Origin of the sequence: Micromonospora qiuiae, assembly GCF_016863555.1 — a bacterium.
Taxonomy (GTDB): domain Bacteria; phylum Actinomycetota; class Actinomycetes; order Mycobacteriales; family Micromonosporaceae; genus Micromonospora; species Micromonospora qiuiae.
The window spans coordinates 14241-39166 of sequence record NZ_BOPC01000027.1; the positions used below are offsets into that span (position 1 = coordinate 14241).

Annotated in this window: 21 protein-coding genes; 20 read left to right on the plus strand and 1 reads right to left on the minus strand. The window is 71.3% G+C overall.

The features are described 5' to 3' along the window. Nucleotides 1-77 precede the first annotated feature (77 nt). The 5 genes from Vqi01_RS30670 to Vqi01_RS10580 are packed head-to-tail and all read left to right on the plus strand — an operon-like array spanning nt 78 to nt 5556. Nucleotides 78-1283: an acyltransferase family protein gene (locus Vqi01_RS30670; protein WP_239098306.1), complete on the plus strand. Its 1206-nt coding sequence runs from the start codon at nt 78-80 to the stop codon at nt 1281-1283. Continuing rightward, nucleotides 1235-2269, plus strand: coding sequence for a threonine ammonia-lyase (locus Vqi01_RS30675; protein ID WP_239098307.1), 1035 nt, complete (start codon nt 1235-1237; stop codon nt 2267-2269). Before Vqi01_RS30670 ends, Vqi01_RS30675 begins: the two co-directional genes overlap by 49 nt. Further along, on the plus strand, nt 2266-3441 hold the full coding sequence (locus Vqi01_RS10570) for a D-alanine--D-alanine ligase family protein (protein ID WP_239098308.1): 1176 nt from the start codon (nt 2266-2268) through the stop codon (nt 3439-3441). The genes Vqi01_RS30675 and Vqi01_RS10570 overlap by 4 nt, the downstream gene beginning before the upstream one ends. Next, complete coding sequence (locus tag Vqi01_RS10575; RefSeq protein ID WP_204034561.1) at nt 3438-4100, plus strand: M15 family metallopeptidase; 663 nt, start codon at nt 3438-3440, stop codon at nt 4098-4100. Before Vqi01_RS10570 ends, Vqi01_RS10575 begins: the two co-directional genes overlap by 4 nt. 16 nt (nt 4101-4116) lie before the next feature. Further along, entirely contained in the window at nt 4117-5556 is a 1440-nt protein-coding gene (locus tag Vqi01_RS10580) for an aldehyde dehydrogenase family protein (protein WP_204034562.1), read from the plus strand. A gap of 538 nt (nt 5557-6094) precedes the next feature. Here the strand turns inward: Vqi01_RS10580 and Vqi01_RS10585 are convergent. Further along, nucleotides 6095-7327 carry an SUKH-3 domain-containing protein gene (locus Vqi01_RS10585; protein ID WP_204034563.1) on the minus strand — a complete coding sequence of 411 codons (1233 nt, stop codon included), beginning with the start codon at nt 7325-7327 and terminating at the stop codon, nt 6095-6097. Nucleotides 7328-7349: 22 nt separating this feature from the next. On the opposite strand from Vqi01_RS10585, the gene Vqi01_RS10590 reads away from it, so the two are divergent. The 15 genes from Vqi01_RS10590 to Vqi01_RS10660 all read left to right on the plus strand — a co-directional run bounded on the left by Vqi01_RS10590 (nt 7350) and on the right by Vqi01_RS10660 (nt 24918). Further along, on the plus strand, nt 7350-7820 hold the full coding sequence (locus Vqi01_RS10590; protein ID WP_239098309.1) for a YbaB/EbfC family nucleoid-associated protein: 471 nt from the start codon (nt 7350-7352) through the stop codon (nt 7818-7820). Next, nucleotides 7820-8158, plus strand: coding sequence for a hypothetical protein (locus Vqi01_RS10595; RefSeq protein WP_239098310.1), 339 nt, complete (start codon nt 7820-7822; stop codon nt 8156-8158). The genes Vqi01_RS10590 and Vqi01_RS10595 overlap by 1 nt, the downstream gene beginning before the upstream one ends. Before the next feature lie 21 nt (nt 8159-8179). Beyond that, nucleotides 8180-11278 (plus strand): toxin glutamine deamidase domain-containing protein, encoded by a 3099-nt coding sequence (locus tag Vqi01_RS10600; RefSeq protein WP_204034565.1) that lies wholly within the window; start codon nt 8180-8182, stop codon nt 11276-11278. A 202-nt stretch (nt 11279-11480) separates the two neighbouring features. Next, nucleotides 11481-12017 (plus strand): cupin domain-containing protein, encoded by a 537-nt coding sequence (locus Vqi01_RS10605; RefSeq protein ID WP_204034566.1) that lies wholly within the window; start codon nt 11481-11483, stop codon nt 12015-12017. 124 nt (nt 12018-12141) lie between these two features. Continuing rightward, complete coding sequence (locus tag Vqi01_RS10610; protein ID WP_204034567.1) at nt 12142-12771, plus strand: polyadenylate binding domain-containing protein; 630 nt, start codon at nt 12142-12144, stop codon at nt 12769-12771. A gap of 69 nt (nt 12772-12840) precedes the next feature. Next, nucleotides 12841-14220 carry a phosphomannomutase/phosphoglucomutase gene (locus Vqi01_RS10615; RefSeq protein ID WP_204034568.1) on the plus strand — a complete coding sequence of 460 codons (1380 nt, stop codon included), beginning with the start codon at nt 12841-12843 and terminating at the stop codon, nt 14218-14220. Between the two features lie 62 nt (nt 14221-14282). After that, complete coding sequence (locus Vqi01_RS10620) at nt 14283-14465, plus strand: Trm112 family protein (protein ID WP_204034569.1); 183 nt, start codon at nt 14283-14285, stop codon at nt 14463-14465. Beyond that, the gene (locus Vqi01_RS10625) at nt 14462-15658 is read left to right on the plus strand and encodes an SIS domain-containing protein (protein WP_204034570.1); all 1197 of its coding nucleotides are present in this window, start codon (nt 14462-14464) and stop codon (nt 15656-15658) included. The genes Vqi01_RS10620 and Vqi01_RS10625 overlap by 4 nt, the downstream gene beginning before the upstream one ends. After that, the gene (locus tag Vqi01_RS10630) at nt 15655-16608 is read left to right on the plus strand and encodes a cation diffusion facilitator family transporter (protein ID WP_204034571.1); all 954 of its coding nucleotides are present in this window, start codon (nt 15655-15657) and stop codon (nt 16606-16608) included. Before Vqi01_RS10625 ends, Vqi01_RS10630 begins: the two co-directional genes overlap by 4 nt. A gap of 1 nt (nt 16609) precedes the next feature. Beyond that, complete coding sequence (manA, locus tag Vqi01_RS10635; RefSeq protein ID WP_204034572.1) at nt 16610-17773, plus strand: mannose-6-phosphate isomerase, class I; 1164 nt, start codon at nt 16610-16612, stop codon at nt 17771-17773. Nucleotides 17774-18065: 292 nt separating this feature from the next. After that, nucleotides 18066-19592 carry an adenosylhomocysteinase gene (ahcY, locus tag Vqi01_RS10640; RefSeq protein ID WP_204034573.1) on the plus strand — a complete coding sequence of 509 codons (1527 nt, stop codon included), beginning with the start codon at nt 18066-18068 and terminating at the stop codon, nt 19590-19592. 364 nt (nt 19593-19956) lie between these two features. Next, a complete protein-coding gene (mtrA, locus tag Vqi01_RS10645; protein ID WP_013731734.1) occupies nt 19957-20646 on the plus strand; it encodes an MtrAB system response regulator MtrA in 690 nt (229 codons plus the stop codon). A gap of 12 nt (nt 20647-20658) precedes the next feature. Beyond that, the gene (gene mtrB / locus Vqi01_RS10650) at nt 20659-22419 is read left to right on the plus strand and encodes an MtrAB system histidine kinase MtrB (protein ID WP_204034574.1); all 1761 of its coding nucleotides are present in this window, start codon (nt 20659-20661) and stop codon (nt 22417-22419) included. Further along, nucleotides 22416-24215, plus strand: coding sequence for an LpqB family beta-propeller domain-containing protein (locus tag Vqi01_RS10655; RefSeq protein ID WP_204034575.1), 1800 nt, complete (start codon nt 22416-22418; stop codon nt 24213-24215). Before mtrB ends, Vqi01_RS10655 begins: the two co-directional genes overlap by 4 nt. A gap of 4 nt (nt 24216-24219) precedes the next feature. Then, the gene (locus Vqi01_RS10660; RefSeq protein ID WP_204034576.1) at nt 24220-24918 is read left to right on the plus strand and encodes a ComF family protein; all 699 of its coding nucleotides are present in this window, start codon (nt 24220-24222) and stop codon (nt 24916-24918) included. The last annotated feature ends 8 nt before the right edge of the window (nt 24919-24926 follow it).

The window sequence follows — 24926 nt, forward strand, 5'->3', positions numbered from 1 at the left end:
ATCACCCCGACACGGGACCGCGAACCGCGGCGACCCGGCCCTCGGCATGCCCGGAAGGCGACGAAGAGGAGAGCGCCATGACCACCCACGGCCACGCGACCGCGCCGCCGGCCACGACCGTTGGCCCGTCGGGCAGCAGCGCTTCGAGCGCCGGCAGCGGTACGGCCGATGGTCGGCTGGCCTGGGCGGACGTCGCCAAGGGCGGCTGCATCGTGTTGGTCCTGCTCTGGCACGTGATCATGAAGAACTATCTCCAGCTCGACTGGCGGCTGGACGTGCCGGTGGCGGGCGCCTGGGGGACGCTGGGCGAGCTACTGCTGCCGATGCGGATGCCGCTGTTCTTCACCATCTCCGGGATGTTCGCGGCGGCCGCCGTGCATCGGCCGTGGCGATCGGTCGGCCGCTCCCGGGTCGCCCGCCTGCTCTACCTGTACGGCGTCTGGCTACTGATCCACACCGCCGTGCTGGCCCTCGCCCCGGACTTCCCGACCGAGCGGGCGACCGGCCCGGGAGAGCTGCTGATCCAGCTGACCGTCACCCCGTCCAACCTCTGGTACCTGTACGCGCTGGCGCTCTACTTCACCCTGGCCAAGACGCTGCGCCGGGTCCACCCGGCGGTGTTGCTGGTCGCTGCGGGTGTGCTCAACGCCGTGGCGTCGGCCGGGCTGCTCGACACTCCGGGCAACCGGGCGGGGCTCTACCAGAACCTGGTGTTCTTCCTCGCCGGCCTGCACCTGCGGCGGTACGTCGAGCGCTGGGCGCGGGCGGTGAGCCTTCAGCGCCTGCTGCTGGCGGCGGTCGCGTACGCCGTGGTGCTGGTGGCCGTGACGGCGACCGGCACCGGCCGGCTGCCCGGGGTGGGGCCGCTGGTGTCGGTGGTCGCCGTCGCGTTCGGGATCGCTGTCGCGGTCCGACTCGTGCGCCGGCCCGCGATCGGCCAGCCCTTCGCCGCCCTCGGGCGCCAGACGCTGCCCATCTACGTGATCCACATGCCGGTGCTGGCACTGCTGCACCGGCTGGTCGCCGACCCGATCGCCAACCTGAGCGACCCCGCCCGGTTGGCGCTCTCCCTCGGCTATCCGTTCTCACTCACCGTCCTGGTGCTGGCGCTCAGCCTGGGCGTGCACCGGGTGCTGCTGGCGGTTCGGGCGGGGTGGCTGTTCGACCTGCCCAAGGGGCGTACCGCTATCCGGCCGGACGACGCACCGCCGAACGACTCGACGAAGGAGACGACATGTCCCGCACAGATCCACCCGGATCGGCCGGCACAGAGGTCGATGTGACAGCGGCTGCGCGATGGCTCGACGTCCGGGTCCTGCGTACCCCGCTGCTGTGCTCCCCGGCGATCGACCGGCTGGCCGGCGCCCGGGTGTTGCTGAAGGCGGAGAACCTGCAGACCGGTGGCTCGTACAAGATGCGCGGCGGGCTGTACGCGGTGGGCCGGCTCGCCGCGGCCGGACACCGCGGGGTGGTCGCGCAGAGCACCGGAAACCACGCGGTGGCGGTGGCGCTGGCCGCCCGGCGGTACGAACTGGCCGCCACCGTCGTGCTCCCGGTCGACGCGGCACCGACCAAGATCGCCCGAGTCCGGGCGGCCGGAGCCCGCGTGGTCCTCGCCGGCACCACGGTCGCCGAACGGTTGGCCGTGGCCAGCCGGATCAGCGACGAGACCGGCCACCCGGTCGTCGACGCGTACGACCACCCGGACGTGGTCGCCGGGCAGGGCAGCGCCAGCCTTGAGCTGATCGAGGACGCGGAGCGGGCCGGCAGCCCGGTGGATGTGCTGGTGCTGCCGGTCGGCGGGGGCGGCGGCGTGGCCGGTGCCTGCCTGGCCGCGGCCGGCCGACCGATCGAGGTGTACGGGGTGGAACCGGTCGGCTGCGACTCGCTGGCCCGCAGCCTGGCCGCCGGTCGACCGACCCCGGTCCGACCGGCCCCGACGATCGCCGACGGACTCCGGCCGGCCTGCGTGGGTGAGCTGCCCTTCGCCATCGTGCGGGACCGGCTGCGCCGGGTGATCCGGGTGACGGAGGAGGAGATCGCCGACGCGTTCCAGCTGCTCCTGCTGGAGCTGAAGGTGCTGGTCGAACCGTCCGGCGCGGCCGGCCTGGCCGGCGCACTGCGACTCGCGGCCGGCGATGCGTCGGGCCCGATCGACGGCGGGCGGCAGCGAACGGTCGGCGTGGTGCTGACCGGCGGAAACGTGGATGCGGAGCTGGTCGCCCGGTTGGCGACCGCCGCCCGGATGAGGGAAGAGGTGGCAGCGTGAGCGTGAGTCGGACGAACGACCCAGCGTCGCGGGGTGAGGGTGGTCGGAGTGGGCCGCTGCGGGTCGGCGTGTTGTTCGGCGGCCCGTCAGCGGAGCACGAGGTCTCCTGCGCCTCGGCGCTCGGTGTGGCCCGGGCGCTGACCGGGAACGGGTACCACGTGGTGGCCATCGGCATCACCCGCGACCGCGAGCTGCGGCTCGTGCCGGACGAGACGCTGGCCCGGATTCTCGACAGCAGCGCGCCAAGGCGGGCCATCGACGACCGGCTGGTGGTGACCGGGCCGATCGTGGAGCTGCGGGCCGGCCGACGGTCGGCGATCGCGCTCGTCACCGCCGTCGACGGGCCGGGTGCGGTGCACGCCGAGCTGGACGTGGTCTTTCCGGTGCTGCACGGCCCGTTCGGGGAGGACGGGGTGGTGCAGGGACTGCTCGAATCCCTCGGCGTGCCGTACGTGGGGTGCGGGATCCTCGCCTCGGCCGTCGGGATGGACAAGGTGGCGATGAAACGGGCGCTGCGGGCCGAAGGGGTGCCGATCACGCCGTACGTCTGGTTCGACGCGCAGACCTACCGGGCCAGCGAGGATCCCGAGAAGCTGGTGGTGGGGCTGCGCCGGCCGCTGTTCGTCAAGCCGGCCCGGATGGGTTCCTCGATCGGCATCAGTCGGGTGGCCGACGGGGACGACCTGACCGCGGCGGTCGACGAGGCGCTGCGGCACGACGACCTGGTCGTGGTGGAGCAGGGGGTGACCGGCCGGGAACTGGAGTGCGGGGTGCTCGGCGGCGCCGACCCGCAGGCGTCGGCGGTCGGCGAGGTCCGCGTCACCGGGGGCTGGTTCGACTACCGGCAGAAGTATCTGGGCGACGACGATCCGATGGTGGTGCCGGCCCTGCTGCCCGACGAGGTCGCCGAGCGGATTCGTGAGCTGTCGGTACGCGCGTTCGTGGCCATCGGCGGCTGGGGGCTGGCCCGGGTCGACTTCCTGTACGACGAGGCCGCCAACGAGCTGTATGTCAACGAGTTGAACACCATGCCGGGATTCACCGCGCACTCGATGTACCCGAAGGTGTGGGCGGCGGCCGGCGTCGGCTACCGGGAGATCGTGGACCGGCTGGTCGCGTTGGCCTTCGCCCGGCACGCTGATCGTCCGACCGGCCAGGGGGTCCCGCAGTGATCCTGCTCGGTGACCCACGAGTCGCGGCGGTACCCGGTGCCGACGACGGGGAACCCCTGGTGGACCTGCGCGATCTGCCCGAGCTGCGGTTGGACGATCGGGTCGCCGACCCGGCCGGGGCGTACGCGCGGCTGCGCCGGGGGGTGGTGGAGCGATTGCTGGCCGCGCAGCGCGCCCTGCCCGGCGGCCTGCGCCTGCTGGTCATCGAGGGGTACCGGCCGTACCAGGCGCAGCTGGACATCTTCACCGGCTACCGGAACGAGTTGCGCCGCCGCCACCCGGACTGGTCGCCGGAACGGGTGTACCGGGAGACCACCAAGTTCGTCTCGCCGGTCGAGGTGGCACCGCACAGCACCGGCGGGGCGGTGGACCTGACGCTCTGCACCGACGACGGCGCCGAACTGGACATGGGCACCGTCGTGGATGCCACCCCCGAAGCCAGTGGGAACGCCTGTTTCACCGCCGCGTCGTCGATCTCCGCCCGGGCCCGCCGGCACCGGCGGATCCTGGTGACCGCGCTGGCCGGCGCAGGTTTGGTGAACTATCCGACCGAGTGGTGGCACTGGTCCTACGGCGACCGGTACTGGGCGTTGCTCACCGGTGCGGCGCAGACCCGCTACGGGCCGCTGTCGCATAACTGCCTGTCAACTTCGCCGTGAGTTTAGGCTGCGGAACGTGGAGCCCACCCCGTTCTTCGTCGCCGGCCGTCGTACCCACGGATCCGGCGAAGTGACCGTCCACCACCCGTACGACGGTCGTCCGGTCGGTCGTACCACCCTCGCCACCGCCGCCCAGGTCGAATCGGCCGTGGCGGCGGCGGCCGAGGTGGCCGCGACGGCGGCCGGCCTGCCCGCCCACGCTCGCGCGGCGGCCCTGGACCACGTCTCGCGCCGGCTCGCCGAGCGGGCCGAGGAGGTCGCCGCCCTGATCACCGCCGAGAACGGCAAACCGGTCAAGTGGGCGCGGGCCGAAGTGAGTCGGGCGGTCTCCACCTTCCGCTGGGCGGCCGAGGAGGCACGCCGTTTCTCCGGCGAACTGCAACGGCTCGACACCGACCCTGCGGCCACCGGCCGGATCGCTCTGATCCGGCGGGTGCCCAGGGGCCCGGTGCTGGGCATCACCCCGTTCAACTTTCCGCTCAACCTGGTGGCGCACAAGGTCGCTCCGGCCCTCGCGGTCGGCGCACCCATCGTGGTCAAGCCGGCGCCGGCCACCCCGCTGTCGGCGCTGCTGCTCGGCGAGATCCTGGCCGAGACCGAGCTGCCCGAGGGAATGTTCTCGGTGCTGCCGCTGCCCAACGAGCGCGCCACCGAACTCGTCACCGATCCCCGGCTGCCGGTGGTCTCGTTCACCGGCTCCGGGCCGGTCGGCGCGGCCATCCGCAGGTCGGCGCCGGAGAAGCACGTGACGCTGGAGCTGGGCGGCAACGCGGCGGCGCTCATCTGCGAGGACTGGGCGGGCGACGAGGATCTGACCTTTGCGGCGCAGCGGATCGCCACCTTCGCCAACTACCAGGCCGGGCAGTCCTGCATCGCGGTGCAGCGGGTCTACGTGCACGAGTGGCTCTACGATGGCTTCCTGCCCCGGCTGGTCGCGGCCGTGCGGGAACTACGCACCGGCGACCCGACCGACCCGCTGACCGACGTCGGCCCGCTGGTCTCCGTCGACGCCGCCCGCCGGGTGGAAGCCTGGGTGGACGAGGCGGTTGCGGCCGGCGCCACCGTCGAGACCGGCGGCCTTCGGGACGGCGCGACCTACCCGCCCACGGTCCTCAGTGGAGTGCCGAAGGGCGCGAAGGTCTGCGCCGAGGAGGTCTTCGGTCCGGTGCTCGTCGTGGACCGGGTGGAGAACGACACCGCAGGCTTCGCCGCCGTCAACGACTCGGCGTACGGCCTCCAGGCCGGCGTCTTCACCCACCGCCTCGACGTGGCCTTCGCGGCGGCCCGGATCCTGGAGGTGGGCGGGGTGATCGTCGGTGACGTGCCGTCGTACCGCGCCGACCAGATGCCCTACGGCGGAATGAAAGGCAGCGGCGTGGGCCGCGAGGGCCTACGCAGCGCCATGGACGACTACACCCACCCCCGCGTCACCGTCCTCACCAGCCTGCAGCTGTAAGGGCAGCAGTTTAAGGAAGGGTGTAAGGAAGGGGTGTAAAGAAGGGGTGTAAGGAAGGGCACCTTTTTAACGCCTGGTGTATAGGAAGGGCCCCCTTTTAACCGCCTGGCCCGCCGGTGTCCTGGTCTTCTGTGGGGGCGGTTCGCCGCAGTTTGTCGTGTCGGGTTGGGGACCTGTCGAGCTGAGGGCGTGAACGGATCGCGGTGATTGGCGGCGGGTGGGTGGGGTGTGCCATGACGATGGCGGGGCTGCCGGTTGGCTGAGGGGTCGTGAGAGCAAAGACGGATCAGCTCGACAGCAGTCGATAGCGACATCGCTCGGCCCAGGATGCCGGTGGATGCGCCGGCAAAACAATGCGCCGGCTGATCGCGGAGACGCGCCTGATCAACCCGGTGTACCGCTGCTGGCCGGGCGCTCCCTGCTCGTTTTCTGGCGCGTGGCTGTCGGCGCACTCCAGCCGAACCTGGCGCGGCCGGCCTCACAATGCGGGCCGCGCACCCCCCACGATCAGCGACGAGCTTCTAACTCGAGAGGCGGGTCACCAGGTGCCGTCGTCGCGTACCCGGGCCGGGGCGCGACCGAGCAGCAGGGTGGTGAGCGCCTCGTCGATGTCCGCCCCGAGGAACCACTCGCCGGCCTGATCCAGCGCGAAGATCCGGCCCTGCTCGTCAACGGCGATGATGCTGTGCTGGTTTTCCGTGCCGATCGGGAAAAGCCGCGCCCCGATCACCGCCGCAAAGTCGGCAAGCGTGTCAGCGGTGTGCGCAACCTGCCGGGGCCGAATGTCGAAACGGGAAATCCATACCTGCTCACCTGGCCCGAGTCGGGCTCCGACGAGGCTCGGAAAAGCAGTGAGGGTGGACGCTACGGCAGGAAAAACGGAGTGTTCGTGAACCCTGCTGCGAACTGCGCTGACGTCGCGGATAGCTGACATCGCCACGACCTCGTCACCGAAGTGTGGTCGCCAGCCAGCGGCGACGAGAGCATGCGCCACCTCCGCCGGGAATCGGCCGGGCGACGGATCGGGCGCAGATTCGGGATGCCACGGTGCCGTCCAGCCACGGTCGGACCAAGGCAGGATGTTGAAGTGAACGAGGAAGTTGATGCAGGTGTCGCAGGGGCGCTCGGTGCGCCCACCGGCGGGGTCGCCGGCTTCGCGAACGAGGTAGCAGTCAAAACGCGCCTCGCTGAGCAACCCTGCCGCGTCGCTGACGTCCATCGGGGCGATGCATTCGGCGGCGCGGCGCTGGTCGTACTCGTATAGGACGTCGGAGACAACGATCAGTTCCGCGTGCCGGTCGCCGCCGCGGACCAGATGCCCCGGAGGCAACCCGTCTAGGTACGCGCGGACCAGTGGATGGTGGTTGAGCTCCACGTCTCCCTTGGCTCCGTGGGCGGTGAAAATGCGCCCTTCGATAGTCAGGTGCGCCGCAGTGGTCGGAGTGGGCAGCCTGCGGATCTCCCGCAGTAGTTGACTTGCCGGATCGACGGTGCGGGGCACCGGCGGGCCGGTGGGCCGGCTCCGGCGAAAGAGCTGCTCGACCATTTCAGGTGGGACCCGGGGCCACGTGCTCACCTCACCGGTCTCCTTGTCGACCACGGTGGTCGGCAGGTCACCGGGAAGCATTCTGACCTGTGTGGACACTGTCGAGGTGATGACGTACCCGAGGTCGAACTCGGTCACCATCGGCTGGCACTCGTGACCCAGGCGCAGTGAGTCGCGGCGGGCCCACACCGCCGCAATCTGCTCGGCCTGTTCGCGGTCAATCACAACCGGAAACCTACCGGACAACGTGAATCAGTGGCAGCCGGTATGGTTTGATTTACCGACGGTGACGGAAGGTGTGGCGTTGACCGACAACGTGAACCGTGCAGCCAATCGCGCCCTGCGAGCCCGGTTCGACGATGTGTTCGGGCAGTATCAGCAGCTCCGGTCTGGTTTGGACGAGTTGCAAACCAGGCTCGCCGAGCTGCGGGTGACCGAGCGCTCCGACGACGGGCAGGTCACGGCAACCGTCAACGCTCGAGGCGAGCTGGTGTCGGTGGAGCTGAGCAACTCGATCTACCGCGCTCGTGACGCCGAAGGGCTGAGTGCGAAGATCACTGCCACGGCACGCCGGGCCAGTGCCGCCGCGACAGCGGCAACCCAGGAACTCGTGGCGGGCTATCTGCCAGCCGGCTCCGGCACGGCTGACTTCCTGCGTACCGGCGACTTCGGCACCCTGCTCGGCCGGGCCGACCAAGTCCTGCGTCGGAGCGAGTGATGGCGGGGCAGCTCTGGCTCGATCCGGCGCGAGCCCGGCGTGCCGGCGCGGACCTGACCCGCGTCGGTGAGGCGGTGACAGGGCGTCGCGCAGAGGATGGTGCCGCGATAACGGCGGCGAGCGCCCGGCGGCCGTGGGGGCGCGACGATATCGGCGCTGCGTTCGAGCAGCAGTACCGCGGCTACGAGGAGATGGTGCTGCGGGTCTGGGCGGGAGTGGGCCGCAGGTTGGCGGAGTTGGGCTCGGACGTCGTCCGTTCCGTGGAGGCCAACCTGGAGACGGACGCGGCCAGCGCCGGCCGGTTCGAACGGGTGACCGAGCCACGCCCACCCCGCTGATTCCGGACCGGGAGGTCGTCGATGACCCTGTTGCCGAGCCCGATCCCGCACCCTTTGGACTACTCGCCCTGGGAGCTGCCGGGCTGGATCTATGAAGCGCTCGACTGGGTGATCGGCGTGGAGTGGCCGGAGGGCGACGAACGCGCCGTCTGGGAGCTGGCCGACCAGTGGTACGCGGTGAGCGGGGTCCTCGCCGGCCCGCAGACGGACGCGAATACCGCTGCCACGGAGGTACGCCAGGGGTATGGCGCGGTCGGGGCGGTGGCAGCCGCGTTCGACATCGCGTGGCAGCGGGTGGCTGATGGCGGCGAAGCCCCACTGCCGGTACTGCTCGCCGTCAGCCAGGACCTGGGTCGGGTGGTGGAGGAGTGCGGCTGCGACATCGAAGGCGCCAAGCTCGAAGTCTGGATCGAGCTGGGCATCCTGGTGATCGAACTGCTGGGGCTGGCGGTGGCGGCGGTGCTCACCGCCGGGGCCGCCTCACCGGCCGCCGCCGGGGCGATCGCCGCGACCCGGTTCCTGGTGCAGCAGATCTTCCGGCGGCTGCTGGCACAACTGGCTCGTAAGACCCTCAAGCAGGGCCTCAAGGAAGCCGGGGAACGGGCGGCGAAGCAGGTTGCCAAGGGCGGCGCGAAGGGCCTGGCGCGACGTGCCGCCCGGGAGGGACTGGAAGAGGCGGCCGAGGAGGCGGGAGTCAACCTGGCCACTCAGGCGTACCAGAACTCGACCGGTCGTCGACATGGCTTGGATATCACCGACGTGGCCACCAACGCGATCGGCGGTCTGGCCGGCGGTGCGGCGGCGCCACTGGCTGGCCTCGGCCGGCACGCCACCGGTCGCGGGGCCCGGATGGCCGAGCACGTCGGCCGGGAAATGACCGGCGAGGTGATTGCCGATCAGGCGGCGAGCCTCGCCACCGGACAGGGCCTCATCTCACTGAATGACGCCACCCGAGCAGCGGCGTCGGGTGCCCGCGGCTCGGCTACCGCCCAGAGTGATCACGTCCTACAGGCCCGGCTCGGCGGCCAACTGAGCGCCCTGGCCGGTCCGTCTTTCTCCGCGCCGATATCGCCTGGGCCGGCTCCTTCCGATCTACCGTTCGGCGCCGCTGCAACGGCGTATCCGCCTGCGGTTGATTCGGAGGTGTCAATCCTTCCCCAGCGGAGCCCGGTCGAGTCGCTGTCTGCGGGGCCGTCCGCTGCCTCTGTGCTGTCGGGCGGGCCCGCTGGACCCTTTTCTGGTCCGGATGGCGGTGTCGTCCCGGCTCCACCCACCGCGCCGCCTCAGGATGCGGGAGCGCTGCATCTAGCCAGCCCCGATCAGGGCGGCACACCAGACCGTCCCACGGAGTCGAGCCAGCGGCCGGAGCCGCACCAGCCCATCCGCGAGGCTGCCACGATTGAGCCACCACGCGTAAGCGAGCTGACCAGCGCAGCTCCCGCCGTGAGCCCGGTGACGACGATCTCGACGGACGGGCCCGTGGGCTCGCCGGGTCCGACGTTGTCCACAGCCGCTGCGCCGTCGGTCATACCGGCTGCGATTCCGGGCCCTGTCACCGGTGCGGAGATGACGGGCGCGGTGGGCGGTGGTGTGGCTGCCTTGACCGGCTCGGCCCAGGCCGCCAACCCGACGACAACGACCAGCATCGGCGGGCCAGTGACTGCGGGGGGCCCGGTGGCAGTCGGGCCGGCGGTGAACTCGGTGGCGGGCCTGCCGACGGCAGCGAGGTCGACGGAGGCCAACTCGCCCGCCGAAGCGCTACCTCGGCCGGAGCCGCCCCCTGCGCCGCCACGGTCCGCGCTGGTCGAAGCACTCGCCCCGAACCTTCGGATAGGGAACTCGCCGGGACGCGCCACCCCGCCGGCCTCGCCGCCGGGGGCCGGCGACTGGAACGGAGGCCGCTGGGCCGCTGAGCAGGAGGCCCTCGAACGGCGCCGCTACCGGGGCTACTACGAGTCGCAGCGGGTTCATTATGAGGACACTCGCCGGTTGCGTGAGGTCGCCCGGCTGAGGAATCAGGCGGAGGAGCACTATCAGCGGGCGGGTGACTTCAGCGCGTACGCTCGCCAACTCCATCAGGCGGGCCACCGTAGCGCGTCGGCGGGCTGGCAACGGGCGGCGGAGGAGGAGGCCCGCGCGTACGGCGAGTGTCTGGATCTTGCCGACGCGGTGCTGGCGGGTTCCGTCGTGCCGGACGTGGTGGCCGTCGATCGGCCGGAGGACTTTCACCGGATCAACGACGACGTCGGTGATCTCGCTCCTGGGGCGATCGGGACCGCGGACCGTTCGGCGCTGACCGGCGACGATCATCCGCCGCCGATCGATCGGTCCCGCCGGTACGGCCAGCCTGGCGGACTGCGTCCGCCACTCGCCCTGCACCAGTTGGACGTGGAGCGGCAGATGCCCCGGGACGGGGCCGGAAACGTGCTGCGTACGGCGGATCCCCGGGTGGGCGACTGGTTCGGGCTGATGAACGACGGGGGGCCGCAGGCCGACCCGACCCGAGGCATCAACTGCCTGGACTGCACGCTTTCGCTCTTCGACACCTGGGTGCATGGTCGTCCCCGGGTGGCGGCGCCGCGCACTTTCGACGCGTACCAGGCCGGTGACGTCAACCGGCCGCTCAACGGCGAGCAGGACGGCACCGCGCGGGTGGAGGACGTCACGGGCGGACGTTTCCAGCGACTCTGCGACGGCACCGCCACCACCCCGGCGGGGATGCAGCGGGCGCTGGACACGGGCTACCGCAACCTGCACGACCAACTCCTGCTGGGTGGCCACGGCAGTTTCGCCTTCGTCGTCAACCATCTGGAGCGGGGCGGCGCGCACATCTGGGTGGCGCTGAACCAGAACGGCACCGTGCTCTACGTCGATCCGCAGATCGGGCTGGTCAGCGACCGGCCGTTGTACCGGCACCACGGGGCCGCGTACCCGTTCAACGCTCTCGACGCGGACGTGCTGGTGCTCGACGGCGCCGCCCGACCGATGCCGCTGACCGGGTTGCGGCGGGGCTTGTACAGCCAGCGACCGGATCTGCCGGGCTATCCGTCCGCAGAGCAGCATCAGGGGTACGGCGAGCCGTACCTCAACCGCATGCACCTGCTCGACGGTTCCGGGTAGGCACCCCGCCGAAGCCCTCCGTGGTGGCCCTGGTGTTGCTCCGTCACCGCGGCGTTCGGGCTGCCATGAGCGCGAGCCTTGCTTCATCCATGAAGTGAGGCTGCTCTCACTCCTGGTTCAAGCTTGAACTGTCGGTCTATGCTTTGGCTTCAACTTTGAAGCTATTGATATTGGGCGAAGCCAGAGAGAAGTGGTGAGAGGCATGGATCAGCAACTGTCAGGGCCCGACAAGGACGACCCGATGTGGACTGCGGCGAGGGGTTTCGTGGTGCGCGAAGCCGAAGGAGCCCTCAGACTGATCAACGGTGGGCATGAGAAGACCCGCGTCAAGGTCACCGGGGATCAGACCGGTGGCCGGCTCAGTCTCATGAAGATGGGAGTCGCACCCGGATTCGGAAACCAGGCGCACGCCCACGGGGTCGAGGACGAGGCGTTCTACGTGGCGTCCGGTAAGTTCCTCTTCCTCAACGGCAACCGCACTTTCGAAGCCGGCCCCGGCGACTTCATCTATGTCCCGAAGCTCACCCGCCACGCATTCAAGAACATTGGCACGGAAGAGGCCGATCTTTTGGTCTTCTACACGCCGGCCGGGGCCGAGCAGTTCTTCCTGAAGAATGGCGATGAGCCCGACTCCGAGGGCAATCCGCCGCCAGCGTGGACGCCGGAGCGCTTCGCAGCACTCGCGGGTGAACTCGACGCCCACCACATGATCTTGCTGCCGAACGACGACTGGTCGTGAGGCGGAGGTCCGTTGGCCAGGGTGGCACGGCGCACATGCCGGGCGCTCGATGACCACCCTGGGGCGGGCTCCGGTAGTAGCCTGACCGGCGATTCCCCGCCCGGGGGAGGAACGGTGGGTGATCATGTCGGCACGTCGCCACGCGGCGCGGTTCGCGGCGGTCTGCGTACTGCTGGGTGGTGTGGTGCTGCTCGGCGGCGCGCCGGCCGTGGCGCTCGCTGCGGACGGCTCCGGTGGTCTCGCGCAGACGGCCAACGAGTCCTCCGGCGGGTCGCCGGTGATGTACTTCGGCATCGCCATGGTCGCCGCCGGGGCGCTGCTCATCGGGCTACTGATCCACCGTTCCCGCAAGGACCGGCGGCAGCGTCACGAACTGCCCGAGGTTCCGCTGCCGCGTAACCCGGGCGGCACCACCTATCGCTCCGCACAGGGCGCGGGCACGCCGCCGGTTCCGCCGGGTCAGGGCGTCGTCCCGCCGGTTCCCCGCGGCCCCGGTACCGTGCCGCCGATGCCACCCGGGCAGGTGTACGGGTCGGGGCGGCCCGCCACGCCCCGCGTCTACGGCGGCCCGCCCCAACCCCGCCAGTCGGGCAACGTGTACGGCGCGCGGCCGGCCGACCCCGGTGACCAGACCCGGGCGATGCCGCCCGACCCGCCCGCCGCGGGCTCTGCCGTCCCGCCCGAGCGGCCGGCCCCGCCGGCGGTCGGCGGAGCGGAGGAAGGCTCCGGTCCCATTCGGGACATCCCCGGCTGAGCCGGGGCGGGAGTTGTCCCTCCGATACGCTCAGCTTCGTTGGCGTCCTGCGGCCGAGGAGTGGAACCGGTGACTGATCTGTCCCAGATCGTGAAGGCGTACGACGTCCGTGGGACGGTGCCGGACCAGTGGGATGAGCGGGTTGCCGGCGCGCTGGGCACTGCCTTCGCCCAGATGCTCGACGGCGCCGGTGAGCCGGGTGAGGCGGTGCTGATCGGGCACGACATGCGGGCCTCCGGGCCGGGGCTGGCGGCGGCCTTCGCAGCCGGCGTACGCGCCGAGGGCCGCCCGGTGATCGAAATCGGGCTCGCCTCGACCGACATGGTCTACTACGCCTCCGGCGCGCTCGGGCTGCCCGGGGCGATGTTCACCGCCAGTCACAACCCGGCGCAGTACAACGGCATCAAGATGTGCCACGCGGGTGCCCGTCCGGTGGGCCAGGACAGCGGCCTGGCCGAGGTCCGCGACCGGGCGCAGGCCCTGCTGGACAAGGACGAGCCGCTCGGCGAGCCGAGCGCACCGACCGAGCGGCGGGATCTGCTCGCGGACTACGCGGCACACCTGCGCACCCTGGTGGACCTCTCCGGCATCCGGCCGTTGACGGTGGTGGTCGACGCGGGCAACGGCATGGGCGGGCACACCGTGCCCAGTGTGCTCGGTGATGCCGTCCTGCCGGCCCTGCCGCTGCGGATCGTGCCGTTGTACTTCGAGTTGGACGGCACGTTCCCCAATCACGAGGCCAACCCGCTGGACCCGGCCAACCTGGTCGACCTGCAACGCGCCGTGGTGGCGCACGGCGCGGACATCGGGCTGGCGTTCGACGGCGACGCTGACCGCTGCTTCGTGGTCGACGAGCGTGGTGAGCCGGTCTCGCCGTCGGCGATCACCGCGCTGGTGGCGGCCCGCGAGTTGGCCAAGCATCCCGGCTCGACGATCATCCACAATCTGATCACCTCGAACGCCGTGCCGGAAATCATCCGCGAGCACGGTGGCGAGCCGGTGGTGGCCCGGGTGGGCCACTCGTTCATCAAGGCCGAGATGGCCCGTACCAATGCGGTTTTCGGTGGCGAGCACTCGGCGCACTACTACTTCCGGGATTTCTGGTTCGCCGACACCGGCATGCTGGCCGCGATGCACACCCTGGCGGCGTTGGGCGAGCAGTCGTTGCCGCTGTCCACGCTGGCCGCCGAGTACGAGCGGTACGTCGCCTCGGGTGAGATCAACTCGACGGTGGCGGACCAGGCGGCCAAGATGGTCGAGGTGCGGGCCGCGTACCCGGACGCCGAGGCCGACGAGCTGGACGGGCTCACCCTGCGCTTCCCCGACGGTGCGTGGTTCAACCTGCGCGCCTCGAACACCGAGCCGCTGCTGCGGCTCAACGTCGAGGCACCGACTGCCGAGCGGATGACTTCGCTGCGCGACGAGGTGCTCGACCGGGTTCGCCGATAGGATCGCTCGCGCCGATCGGCACCGTCGATCGGTCAAGCCGCATACGTGGAAGGAGCCGCGCAGTGGCCCTCGACCCGCAGTTGCTGGAAATTCTCGCCTGCCCGGACACACACCATGCGCCGCTGAACTACGACGCGCAGGCCCAGACGCTGACCTGCACCGAGTGCGGCCGGATCTTCGAGGTCCGCAACGACGTGCCGGTGCTGCTGCTGGACGAGGCCCGCGGCCCTGCGGAGTCGTCGTGATCGATGGAACGGCCGGCGTCAGCGGCCACCGCCACGCCGACGATCGGCTGCTCGACGACCCGCAGGCGTTGGCCGAGCGGGATCCGGGCGGCATGCTGCGGCACACCGCCTCGGCCGGCGCTCAGGTTCGCGAATCCGCCACGTTGGCCGCCGAGGCGAACCTGTCCGTGCTCGGTGGCGAGGGCCGTCCCCGGGCGGTGGTCATAGCCGGTATCGGCACCGCCGGGCGTACCGGTGACGTGCTGGCCACGGTCGCCGGGCCGCGTTGCCCGGTGCCGGTCATCCCGCACCGTAGCGCGGGGGTGCCCGGCTGGGTCGGCGCGGCCGACGTGGTGATCGCGGTCAGCGCCTCGGGCCGCAGTCCGGAGGCGCTGGGAGCCGCCGAGGCCGCGCACCGGCGGGGTGCCCGGCTGGTCGCGGTGGGTGCCCCGGATTCGCAGCTTCAGTCGGTGGCGGAGCGGGCCCGCGCCCCCTTCATCCCGGTGCCCCGGCGGGCCCCGGCGCGGGCCAGTCTCTGGGGGCTGACCGTGCCGGTCCTGCTCGCCGCCCGGGCGCTCGGCCTGGTGAAGGTCAACGAGGCGGACCTCGCGGAGACGGCGGCCCGGCTGGACGCCGACGCCGATCGCAGCCGCCCGAGCGCCGAGTCGTTCGTCAATCCGGCGAAGTCACTCGCGTTGGGCCTGGCCGGGTCGATCCCGATCGTGTGGGGTTCGTCGCCGCTGGCCTCGGTCGCGGCCCGCCGCTTCGGCGACACCCTGTCGGCCAACGCCCGTTACCCGGTGGTCACCGGGGCACTCGGTGAGGCCGGTCGGGGGCGGGTCGGTCTGCTGGACGGCGTCTTCGGCGGCCTGGCCGAGGGAGAGCGGGACATCTTCGCCGATCCGGATGAGTCAGCGGGCGCGGAGACCCGGCTGCGGCTGGTGCTGCTGCGCGACGGCGGCCTCAACGCCGAGGACGACGCCGACGAGCCGCTCGCGGTCGAGGAGCGGCGTGCCGACGCGGTGCAGACCCTCGCCGAGCGGCGCGGCGTACGGTGCGACGTGGTCACCGCCGAGGGCGGTTCGGCGTTGGAGCGGCTGGCCTCACTGGTGGCGGTCCCGGACTTCGCGTCGATCTACCTGGCGCTGGCGCACGGCCTGGATCCGATGGCCGTGCCGGCGATCACGGAGATGAAGGAGCTGTCCAACCAGTGACCGCCCAGAGCGGCACCAAGGCGATCATCGCGGCGCTGCTGGCCAACTTCGGCATCGCCGTGACGAAGTTCGTCGCGTACCTGTTGACGAGTTCGTCGGCGATGCTGGCCGAGTCGATCCACTCGGTCGCCGACACGGGCAACCAGGCCCTGCTGCTGCTCGGCGGTCGGCGGGCCAAGCGGGTGGCCACCCCGCAGCACCCCTTCGGCTACGGCCGGGAGCGGTACGTCTACGCCTTCATCGTGGCGATCGTGTTGTTCAGCCTCGGTGGGCTCTTCGCGCTCTACGAGGCGTGGCACAAGTGGGCCGCCCCGCACGGGATCACCAGCTGGCAGTGGGTGCCGGTGACGGTGCTGGTGGTGGCGATCGTGATGGAGTCGTTCTCCTTCCGTACCGCCATCAAGGAGTCCAACCTGATCCGGGGCAGCGAGCCCTGGGCCAGGTTCGTCCGCCGTGCCAAGGCCCCGGAGCTCCCGGTGGTGCTGCTGGAGGACTTCGGCGCCCTGGTCGGTCTGGTCTTCGCCCTGTTCGGGGTGGGGATGACTCTGGCCACCGGCGACGGCCGGTGGGACGCGGCGGGCACCGCGATGATCGGTGTGCTGCTGGTGACGATCGCGATCGTGCTCGCCGTGGAGACCAAGAGCCTGCTGCTCGGCGAGGGGGCCGACCCGGCGGACGTCGCCGCCATCGAGCGGGCGGTCGCCGCCGGCCCCGAGGTGGAGCGGATCATCCACATGAAGACGCTCTACCTGGGCCCCGAGGAGTTGATGGTGGCCGCGAAAATCGCGGTGCCGCGCTGCGAGAGCGCCGAGGACGTGGCCCGGGGCATCGACGCGGTCGAGGCGCGGATCCGCGCCGCCGTGCCGGTCGCCCGGGTCATCTACCTGGAGCCGGACATCTACCATGCCGAGGTCGAGCCGGCGGAGGCGTCCGGCCGACGGGAGAGCTGACGTGGAAGCGCTGTACGGGCCGATCAAGGACTACGCCTGGGGGTCCCGTTCGGCGATTGCCGAGCTGCAGGGCCGACCGGTGCCGAGCGACGGGCCGGAGGCCGAACTCTGGTTGGGATCGCATCCGGGCGCGCCGGCCATTGTCGAGCGCGACGGGTCGCGGGTCGCGTTGAGCGAGGTGATCGCCGCCGACCCGGACGGCTGGCTCGGCCGGCGGGTGATCGACCGGTTCGGCTCGCGGTTGCCGTTCCTGTTCAAGGTGTTGGCCGCGGAGGCCCCGCTGAGCCTGCAGGCCCACCCCGACGCCGAGCAGGCCCGGGCCGGCTACGCGGCGGAGCAGGCCGGGAGCACAGGGCACCGCAACTATGTCGACCCGTTCCACAAGCCCGAGCTGCTGGTGGCGCTCGGGCCGATGGAGGCGCTCTGCGGGTTTCGGGATCCGGCCAGCTCGGCGGCGGTGCTCGCCGGGTTCGGCGTGCCGGAGCTGGGGCCGGTGCTCGACGCGCTGAGTGCCGGGCCGGCGGGGCTGGCCGAGGCCGTACGGCTGCTGCTGACCTGGCCGGCGGCGGAGCGTGCCGGGCTGATCGCGGCGGTACGGGCGGCGGCGGTCGCCGGGTCGGACGCGGAACTGGTGGCGTCGCTGGCCGAGGCTTACCCGGCCGATCCGGGGGTGCTCGTCGCGTTGCTGCTCAACCGGGTGCGGTTGGCTCCGGGCGAGGCGATCTGGATGCCGGCCGGGAACCTGCACGCGTACCTGCGTGGCACCGGCGTCGAGGTGATGGCAGCCAGTGACAACGTGCTGCGCGGCGGGCTGACGCCGAAGCACGTGGACGTGCCCGAACTGCTCCGGGTGCTTCGCTTCGAGGTGCTCGACCAGCCGGTGGTGCCGCCCCGGCGGGTGGCCGACGGGCTGGTGACGTGGCCGGTGCCGGTGGAGGACTTCGCGTTGCATCGGGTGACGGTGGCCGCCGATCGGCCCGAGGTGGCGCTGGCGGTGCCGGGGCCGCGGGTGGTGCTCTGCACGTCCGGGAAGGTCACCGTGGACGATGGCGCGGGGTCGGTGACACTCACCACGGGAGGCGCCGCGGTCGGCTCGGCGGACGCCGGATCGCTGATGGTCACGGGTGCGGGGACGGCGTACGTCGCCACCACCGGCCTGGACTGAGCCGGACGATGGCACGTGCCACGCCACCACGCCGCGCCGACAAGTCCGACTTTTCCGGAATAGCTTGACTCGCCCCTTGCTCTGTGTGACTCTATGGGTGCGCAGCGTTGTCGCGACGAAATGTCCGAGAACGTGCGGGGGAACCAAACCGGGGGGATGCACGGGGCGGGCGGAGATGGGCGGGAGTCCACCACCGACCGCCCCGTGCGCTGTGCGCGACTGCCCCGCGCGCGCAGCGGTGGCGCGCGTAAGGTGGATGGTCGCGCAGCACCATCGTCCGACAGGAGCTTTCATGACCAGCACCCTCCCGGCGTCCGCCAGCGGCACGTCGTCCGAGGCCCGGCCGCGCACCCTCGCAGAGGGCGACTACAAGGTGGCGGATCTGTCGCTCGCCGAGTTCGGGCGCAAGGAGATCCGGCTCGCCGAGCACGAGATGCCCGGGCTGATGGCGATCCGCCGCGAGTTCGCCGAGGCGCAGCCCCTCGCCGGCGCGCGGATCACCGGTTCGCTGCACATGACCATTCAGACCGCCGTCCTGATCGAAACCCTCGTCGCGCTCGGCGCACAGGTCCGCTGGGCGTCCTGCAACATCTTCTCCACCCAGGACCACGCCGCCGCCGCGATCGTCGTCGGCCCGCACGGCACCCCCGAGGCGCCCGCCGGCGTCCCCGTGTACGCCTGGAAGGGCGAGACGCTCGAGGAGTACTGGTGGTGCACTGAAATGGCTCTGACGTGGCCTGACGGCTCGGCTGGCGATGACGGCGCAGCCATCGGTGGCCCCAACATGATCCTCGACGACGGTGGCGACGCCACCCTGCTCGTGCACAAGGGTGCCGAGTTCGAGAAGGCCGGTGCGGTGCCGCCGGTCGAGTCCGCCGACTCCGAGGAGTACGCCGTCGTCCTCGGCCTGCTGCACCGCTCGCTGGCCGCCGACGGTCAGCGCTGGACCCGGATCGCCGCCGGCATCAAGGGCGTCACCGAGGAGACCACCACCGGTGTGCACCGCCTCTACGAGATGCACCGCAACGGCACCCTGCTCTTCCCGGCCATCAACGTCAACGACTCGGTGACCAAGAGCAAGTTCGACAACAAGTACGGCTGCCGGCACTCGCTGATCGACGGCATCAACCGGGCCACCGACGTGCTGATCGGCGGCAAGATGGCGGTCGTGCTCGGCTACGGCGACGTGGGCAAGGGCTGCGCCGAGTCGCTGCGCGGCCAGGGCGCCCGGGTCGTGGTGACCGAGGTGGACCCGATCTGCGCGCTCCAGGCGGCGATGGACGGCTACCAGGTCGCCACCCTGGACGACGTGGTGGAGCAGGCGGACATCTTCATCACCGCCACCGGCTGCTTCAACGTCATCACCAACGAGCACATGGCCCGGATGAAGCACCAGGCCATCGTCGGCAACATCGGCCACTTCGACAACGAGATCGACATGGCCGGTCTGGCCAAGCGCTCGGACGTCACCCGGGAGAACATCAAGCCGCAGGTCGACCTCTGGAAGTTCGACGACGGCCACGCCATCATCGTGCTCTCCGAGGGCCGTCTGCTGAACCTGGGCAACGCCACCGGTCACCCGAGCTTCGTCATGTCGAACTCGTTCGCCAACCAGACCATCGCCCAGATCGAGCTGTACACCAAGACCGCTGAGTACCCGATCGGCGTGTACGTGCTCCCCAAGCACCTGGACGAGAAGGTCGCCCGGCTGCACCTGGACGCGCTCGGCGCCAAGCTGAGCACCCTCACCGAGGAGCAGGCCGCCTACCTCGGCATCTCCCCGGAGGGCCCGTTCAAGCCGGACCACTACCGCTACTGACCGAGCCCGCCGGACCCGGGTCGACCCCTGCGCGGTCGGCCCGGTCCGGCAGGTCCGGCCAGGGGTTGGCGTGTCCCGGCCCAAGACACCGTATGGGCGAAATGGCGGTATCCCGCAGGGGCGTATTTACCGCAACGTCGCCGAAACGGAGTCGATCAACCAGCGCGGCCAGGGTGGGGGCGGTGGCGCGCGGCGGCGCGGCCAGGAATCATGGTGACACGCGTGACCCGCCGGGTGGATTCCCGCCGTCGGGCGGGCTCGCGATGGTGTCACCCAGCGTGCCGGGCGCGACGAGCGTGGCGGCAGTAGCGTGCCGGGTGACGCCGAACCCCACCTAACTTGACGGGATGGAAGCATTAACCCCATGAGAGCCCGGGTACTGGTGGTCGACGACGACCCCGCGCTCGCCGAGATGCTCGGCATCGTCCTGCGCAGCGAAGGTTTCATGCCGTCCTTCGTGGCGGACGGGGAACGGGCACTGGCCGCGTTCCGTGACAACCGGCCCGACATCGTCCTGCTCGACCTCATGCTGCCCGGGATGAGCGGCATCGACGTGGCGCGGGCGATCCGGGCCGAGTCGGGCGTGCCGATCGTCATGCTGACCGCCAAGAGCGACACCGTCGATGTCGTGCTCGGCCTCGAGTCGGGGGCCGACGACTACGTGGTGAAGCCGTTCAAGCCCAAGGAGCTGGTGGCCCGGATGCGGGCCCGGCTGCGGCGGGGCGAGGACGCGGCGCCGGAGCTGCTCACCATCGGCCCGCCCGGCAACCAGATCGCCATCGACGTGCCGGCGCACACCGTCAGCCGCAACGGCGAGGAGGTGAAGCTGACCCCGCTGGAGTTCGACCTGCTGGTCGCGCTGGCCCGCAAGCCGCGTCAGGTCTTCACCCGGGAGGTGCTGCTGGAGCAGGTCTGGGGGTACCGGCACGCGGCGGACACCCGGCTGGTCAACGTGCATGTGCAGCGGCTGCGCGCCAAGATCGAGCCGGATCCGGAGCGGCCGGAAATCATCCTCACCGTGCGGGGCGTGGGTTACAAGGCGGGCACCGGATAGCCTGGTCGCACTGTGACCACCTCCCCGATTCCGGATCTCGACACGACGTCCCGCCGACGCGGCGCCGGACGGGAGCTGTGGCGTGGGCTCAGCGGTCGGGGGGCCCGGCTGCTCGCCGGCCTGCATCAGACCTGGCGGCGCTCGTTGCAGGTGCGTGTGGTGACCATAACCCTGGTGGTGTCGAGTCTGCTGGTCGGCGGGTTCGCGTACCTGATCGCTGACAAGATCACCAACATCCTGCTGGACAACGCCAAGACCGACGTCCGGCTGCGGCTGACCAGCGGCGCGGAGTACGCGGCGAAGCAGTTCAGCCTCTACAGCCAGCCTCAGGAGGCGCAGCTCCAGGAGACCATCGACGGCACGGTCAACTACCTCGCCGGCGGTGACCCGCAGCAGACCAGCGGAGTGGTGGTGGCGCTCACCGCCGACGGCTCGGGCGAGATGATCGAGCCTCGCAGCTCACCTGCGGTGGCCTTCCAGCCGCTGATCAGCCCGGAACTGCGGGCCGCGGTGGCCGGCGGCAACGTGGCCAACCAGATCCGTACCGGCCGGCTCGGCGACAACGGCAGGACGACGAAGTACCTCGTCTACGGCTCGCCGGTGCCGACGCGGTTCGGTCAGGTGGAGCTGTACTACTTCGTACCACTGACGCTGCAGGACACCACGGCCGGTCAGGCGCGGGCCACCGTGGTGGCCACCGGGGTCGCTCTGGTGCTGCTGCTCGGTGTGCTCGCCGCGCTGGTGACCCGGCTCGTGGTGACCCCGGTGCGGGTGGCCGCCCGCACCGCCCAGCGGCTCTCGGCCGGGCTGCTCGACCAGCGGATGGCGGTCAACGGCGAGGACGACCTGGCCCTGCTCGCCGCCTCGTTCAACCAGATGGCCACCAACCTGCAACGGCAGATCCTCCGCTTGGAGGAGATGTCGCGGTTGCAGCGCCGCTTCACCTCGGACGTCTCGCACGAGCTGCGGACCCCACTCACCACGGTACGGATGGCAGCCGACCTGATCTTCGCTGAGCGGGACGAATTCGACCCGGCGGTGGCCCGCAGCGCCGAGCTGCTCCAGGCCGAGCTGGACCGGTTCGAGGAGCTGCTGACCGACCTGTTGGAGATCAGCCGGTTCGACGCGGGTTTCGCGGTGCTCGACGCCGAGCCGGCCGACCTGGTGCCGATGGTGCACCGGGTGGTGGACCGGCTCGCCGGGCTGGCCGAGCGGGTCGGGGTCGCGGTCGAGCTGGACGTCCCGGCCGCCCCGGTGATCGCCGAGATCGACCCGCGGCGGGTCGAGCGGGTGCTGCGCAACCTGGTCGGCAACGCCGTCGAGCACGGCGAGGGCCGGCCGGTGCGGATCACCCTCGGCATGGACGAGACCGCCGTCGCGATCACCGTTCGCGACCACGGCGTGGGGCTCAAGCCCGGCGAGGAGAAGCTGGTGTTCAACCGCTTCTGGCGGGCCGACCCGTCTCGCGCTCGGCAGACCGGCGGGACGGGGTTGGGGCTGTCGATCAGCCTGGAGGATGCGCGGTTGCACGGTGGCTGGCTCGAGGCGTGGGGCGCACCGGGGCAGGGCGCCCAGTTCCGGCTCACGCTGCCGGCGCGGGCCGGTGACCGGCTCACCACCTCGCCGCTGCGTCTGGTGCCGGCGGACGCCGCGCCGCCGTTCGCCGAGGCGGCCGGCAGCGGCCTGCTGGCCATCGGTCCGAGCCCGGCGGATGCCCTGGCGAGCGCCCCGGCACCAGCCGAGCCGGAGCGGCGCGCGGAGGTGGGTTCGTGAGGCGTCGGCTGCTCGGTGGCGTGCTCAGCGGCGCGCTGGTGCTGGCGGGTCTGGGCGGCTGCGGCATCCCCGATCGCACCGAGGTCCAGATCGAGCAGCGTGGACCAGCCGCGGAGACCAGCTGGTCTTCGGGGCGGGGCAGCGAGCCACCCACCCGGACGGCCAGCGGCAGCGACGCCGAGGCGTTCGTGCGAAATTTCCTGGCCGCGGCGGCGGGTGAGCCGGACCGGGCGTACGACCGGGTCAAGCAGTTCATCGCGCCGGTCGACCGGGTCGGGTTGCAGGAGAAGCAGGGCAGCGAGGTGGCGCTGTCGGTGGTACGCCTCACCGACGACCCGGTGATCGAGCCGGACGTGGACAGCATGAAGGTCACCATCACGGTGCAGCAGGTCGGGCTGCTGCGGGCCAACGGCATCCTGGTGCCGCCGCTGGCCACCGAGACGACGTACGAGTTCCGGCTGGTCAACGCCGGCCCGGCGGGCCAGGACGACATCGGTTTCTACGTCAGCGACCCGCCGAACCTGCTGCTGCTCAGCGACGATGCGCTGCGCCAGTACTACCAGGCCAAGTCGATCTACTTCTGGAACTCCGACCGCACCCGGCTGGTGCCGGACCAGCGCTATCTCTCCTCGGCAGTGCCGCCGGAGCGCCGGGTGAGCGAGGTGGTCCGGTGGCTGACCGCCGGCCCGTCGGAGTGGCTGCGGATAGGCGTCTCCGGCCTGCCGGACCGGACCGAAATGATCAACAATGCCACCGGTTCGGACGGCCGGTGGGAGGTCAACCTCGACATGCCCGGCGCCGACGACCAGCGTCTCGACCAGCTCGCCACCCAGCTGGCCTGGTCCCTGAAGGACATGGACCTGGACGGCACCCTGGAGATAAAGATCCTCAACCAGCCCCGCAAGGTGGTCGATCTCGGAGAGCAGCGGTCGACCAACCAGTTGTACGGCTTCGACGAGAGCGCCCAGCGATTCTGCGTCTACGAGGGGGCGATCCACGCGCTCGCCGTGGGCAACGAGAGACCCGGCATGGTCCCGGTGGCCGCCGAGGCGAACCGCGACGTGGTCTCCGCGGGGCTGCGTCGTGCCGGCGGGGACGTGCTGGCCGCGCTGGTGCTCGCCGGGGAGAACGGCCGGCAGCGACTCGCCGTCGGCCGCGGCCAGGAGCTGGTGGAGACCTTGATCACCAGCGAATCCGCGCACACCACCATGGGGCGGCCGGTCTGGATCCGTACCGACAGCGGTCCCCCTGCCGGGCTGGTGGTCGCCGACGGTGCCCTCTACCGCTTCGACGCCCATGCGGTGCTGCGACCGGTGTCGTTCGGGCTGCCCGGCCGGGTCAGCGCGGTGGCGGCCGCCCTGGACGGGCACCGGATCGCCGTGATCGTCGGCGGTGCGCTGCACGTCGCCGCGATCAGCTGGGAGGGCGGGGTGCCCACCGTCGGCCCGGTCCGGAGGCTGGTCATCTCCCTGCGCAACCTGACGGCGGTGGACTGGGCGGGAGAGAGCCGGCTGGTGGTGGCCGGCTCGGCCGGCCGGCCGGCGATCTACGACGTCAGCGTCGACGGCGCGTTGGAGACCCGGCTGCGGGACGACACCGGCGCCGCAGCCACCCAGCTGAGCGCAGTTCCCGCCCAGCTCTCCCCGCTGGCCGGTTCGTTCATGTACGAAGCCAACGGTGTCATCTACGGCAGCAACCCCTTCCAGCGGCTGGGGCGGGAACACGTCCAGGACGTCACCCCGCCGCCGGCGGGGGTGCGTGCGGGCTACCCCACCGCCCCCTTCTTCCTGTACTGAGCGCATGCTGGGCGGGCTGTGGACGGATCTGGCCGACCTGGTGCTGCCCGCCGAGTGCGCCGGGTGCCGGGAACAGCGGCCGGGGCTGCGACGCGCCATGTGCCCGGAGTGCGTGCGCGTGCTTGGCGCGCTGCGTCCCGGACCGGTGCGGCCGGTGCCGGCCCCGCCGGGATTGCCGCCCTGTTACGCCCTCGGGGCCTACGGCGGGCCGCTGCGGGAGAGCCTGCTGGCGTACAAGGACCACGGCCGGCACACCCTCGCCCGGCCGCTGGGGGAGTTGCTCGCCGAGGTGGTGGCGGCGGCGGTCGGTACGGCGGGTCCGGTGCTGCTGGTGCCGGTGCCGGACACCCCGGCCGCCGCCCGCGCCCGCTACGGCGATCACCTCGGCCGGATGACCCGGCACTGTGCACGCCGGCTGCGCACGGCGGGGTGGCCGGTACGGGTGCGCCGACCGGTACGCGCGGCACCCCGGCCGGATTCGGTCACGCTGGACAGCGCCGGCCGGGCGGCAGCGGCCGGGAACGCGTTTCGCGTCCGGCCGGGCACCGGTCCGGTGCCGTCGGGCACGACGGTGGTCCTGCTGGACGACATCGTCACCACCGGGGCCACCCTCGCGGCGATCAGCCGGGTGCTGGCCGCGCAGGGGTTGCCCCCGTCGCTGGCGGCGGTGCTGGCCGCGACACAGAAGAGGCACCAACGGTGACCGTACGT

What these genes read in the sequence shown, in the direction of transcription:
- Vqi01_RS30670 (WP_239098306.1), top strand. Translation starts at nt 78, where the DNA reads ATGACCACCCACGGCCACGCGACCGCGCCGCCGGCCACGACCGTTGGC.
- Vqi01_RS30675 (WP_239098307.1), top strand. Translation starts at nt 1,235, where the DNA reads ATGTCCCGCACAGATCCACCCGGATCGGCCGGCACAGAGGTCGATGTG.
- Vqi01_RS10595 (WP_239098310.1), top strand. Translation starts at nt 7,820, where the DNA reads ATGGCGGGGCAGCTCTGGCTCGATCCGGCGCGAGCCCGGCGTGCCGGC.
- Vqi01_RS10600 (WP_204034565.1), top strand. Translation starts at nt 8,180, where the DNA reads ATGACCCTGTTGCCGAGCCCGATCCCGCACCCTTTGGACTACTCGCCC.
- Vqi01_RS10605 (WP_204034566.1), top strand. Translation starts at nt 11,481, where the DNA reads ATGGATCAGCAACTGTCAGGGCCCGACAAGGACGACCCGATGTGGACT.
- Vqi01_RS10610 (WP_204034567.1), top strand. Translation starts at nt 12,142, where the DNA reads ATGTCGGCACGTCGCCACGCGGCGCGGTTCGCGGCGGTCTGCGTACTG.
- ahcY (WP_204034573.1), top strand. Translation starts at nt 18,066, where the DNA reads ATGACCAGCACCCTCCCGGCGTCCGCCAGCGGCACGTCGTCCGAGGCC.
- mtrA (WP_013731734.1), top strand. Translation starts at nt 19,957, where the DNA reads ATGAGAGCCCGGGTACTGGTGGTCGACGACGACCCCGCGCTCGCCGAG.
- Vqi01_RS10660 (WP_204034576.1), top strand. Translation starts at nt 24,220, where the DNA reads ATGCTGGGCGGGCTGTGGACGGATCTGGCCGACCTGGTGCTGCCCGCC.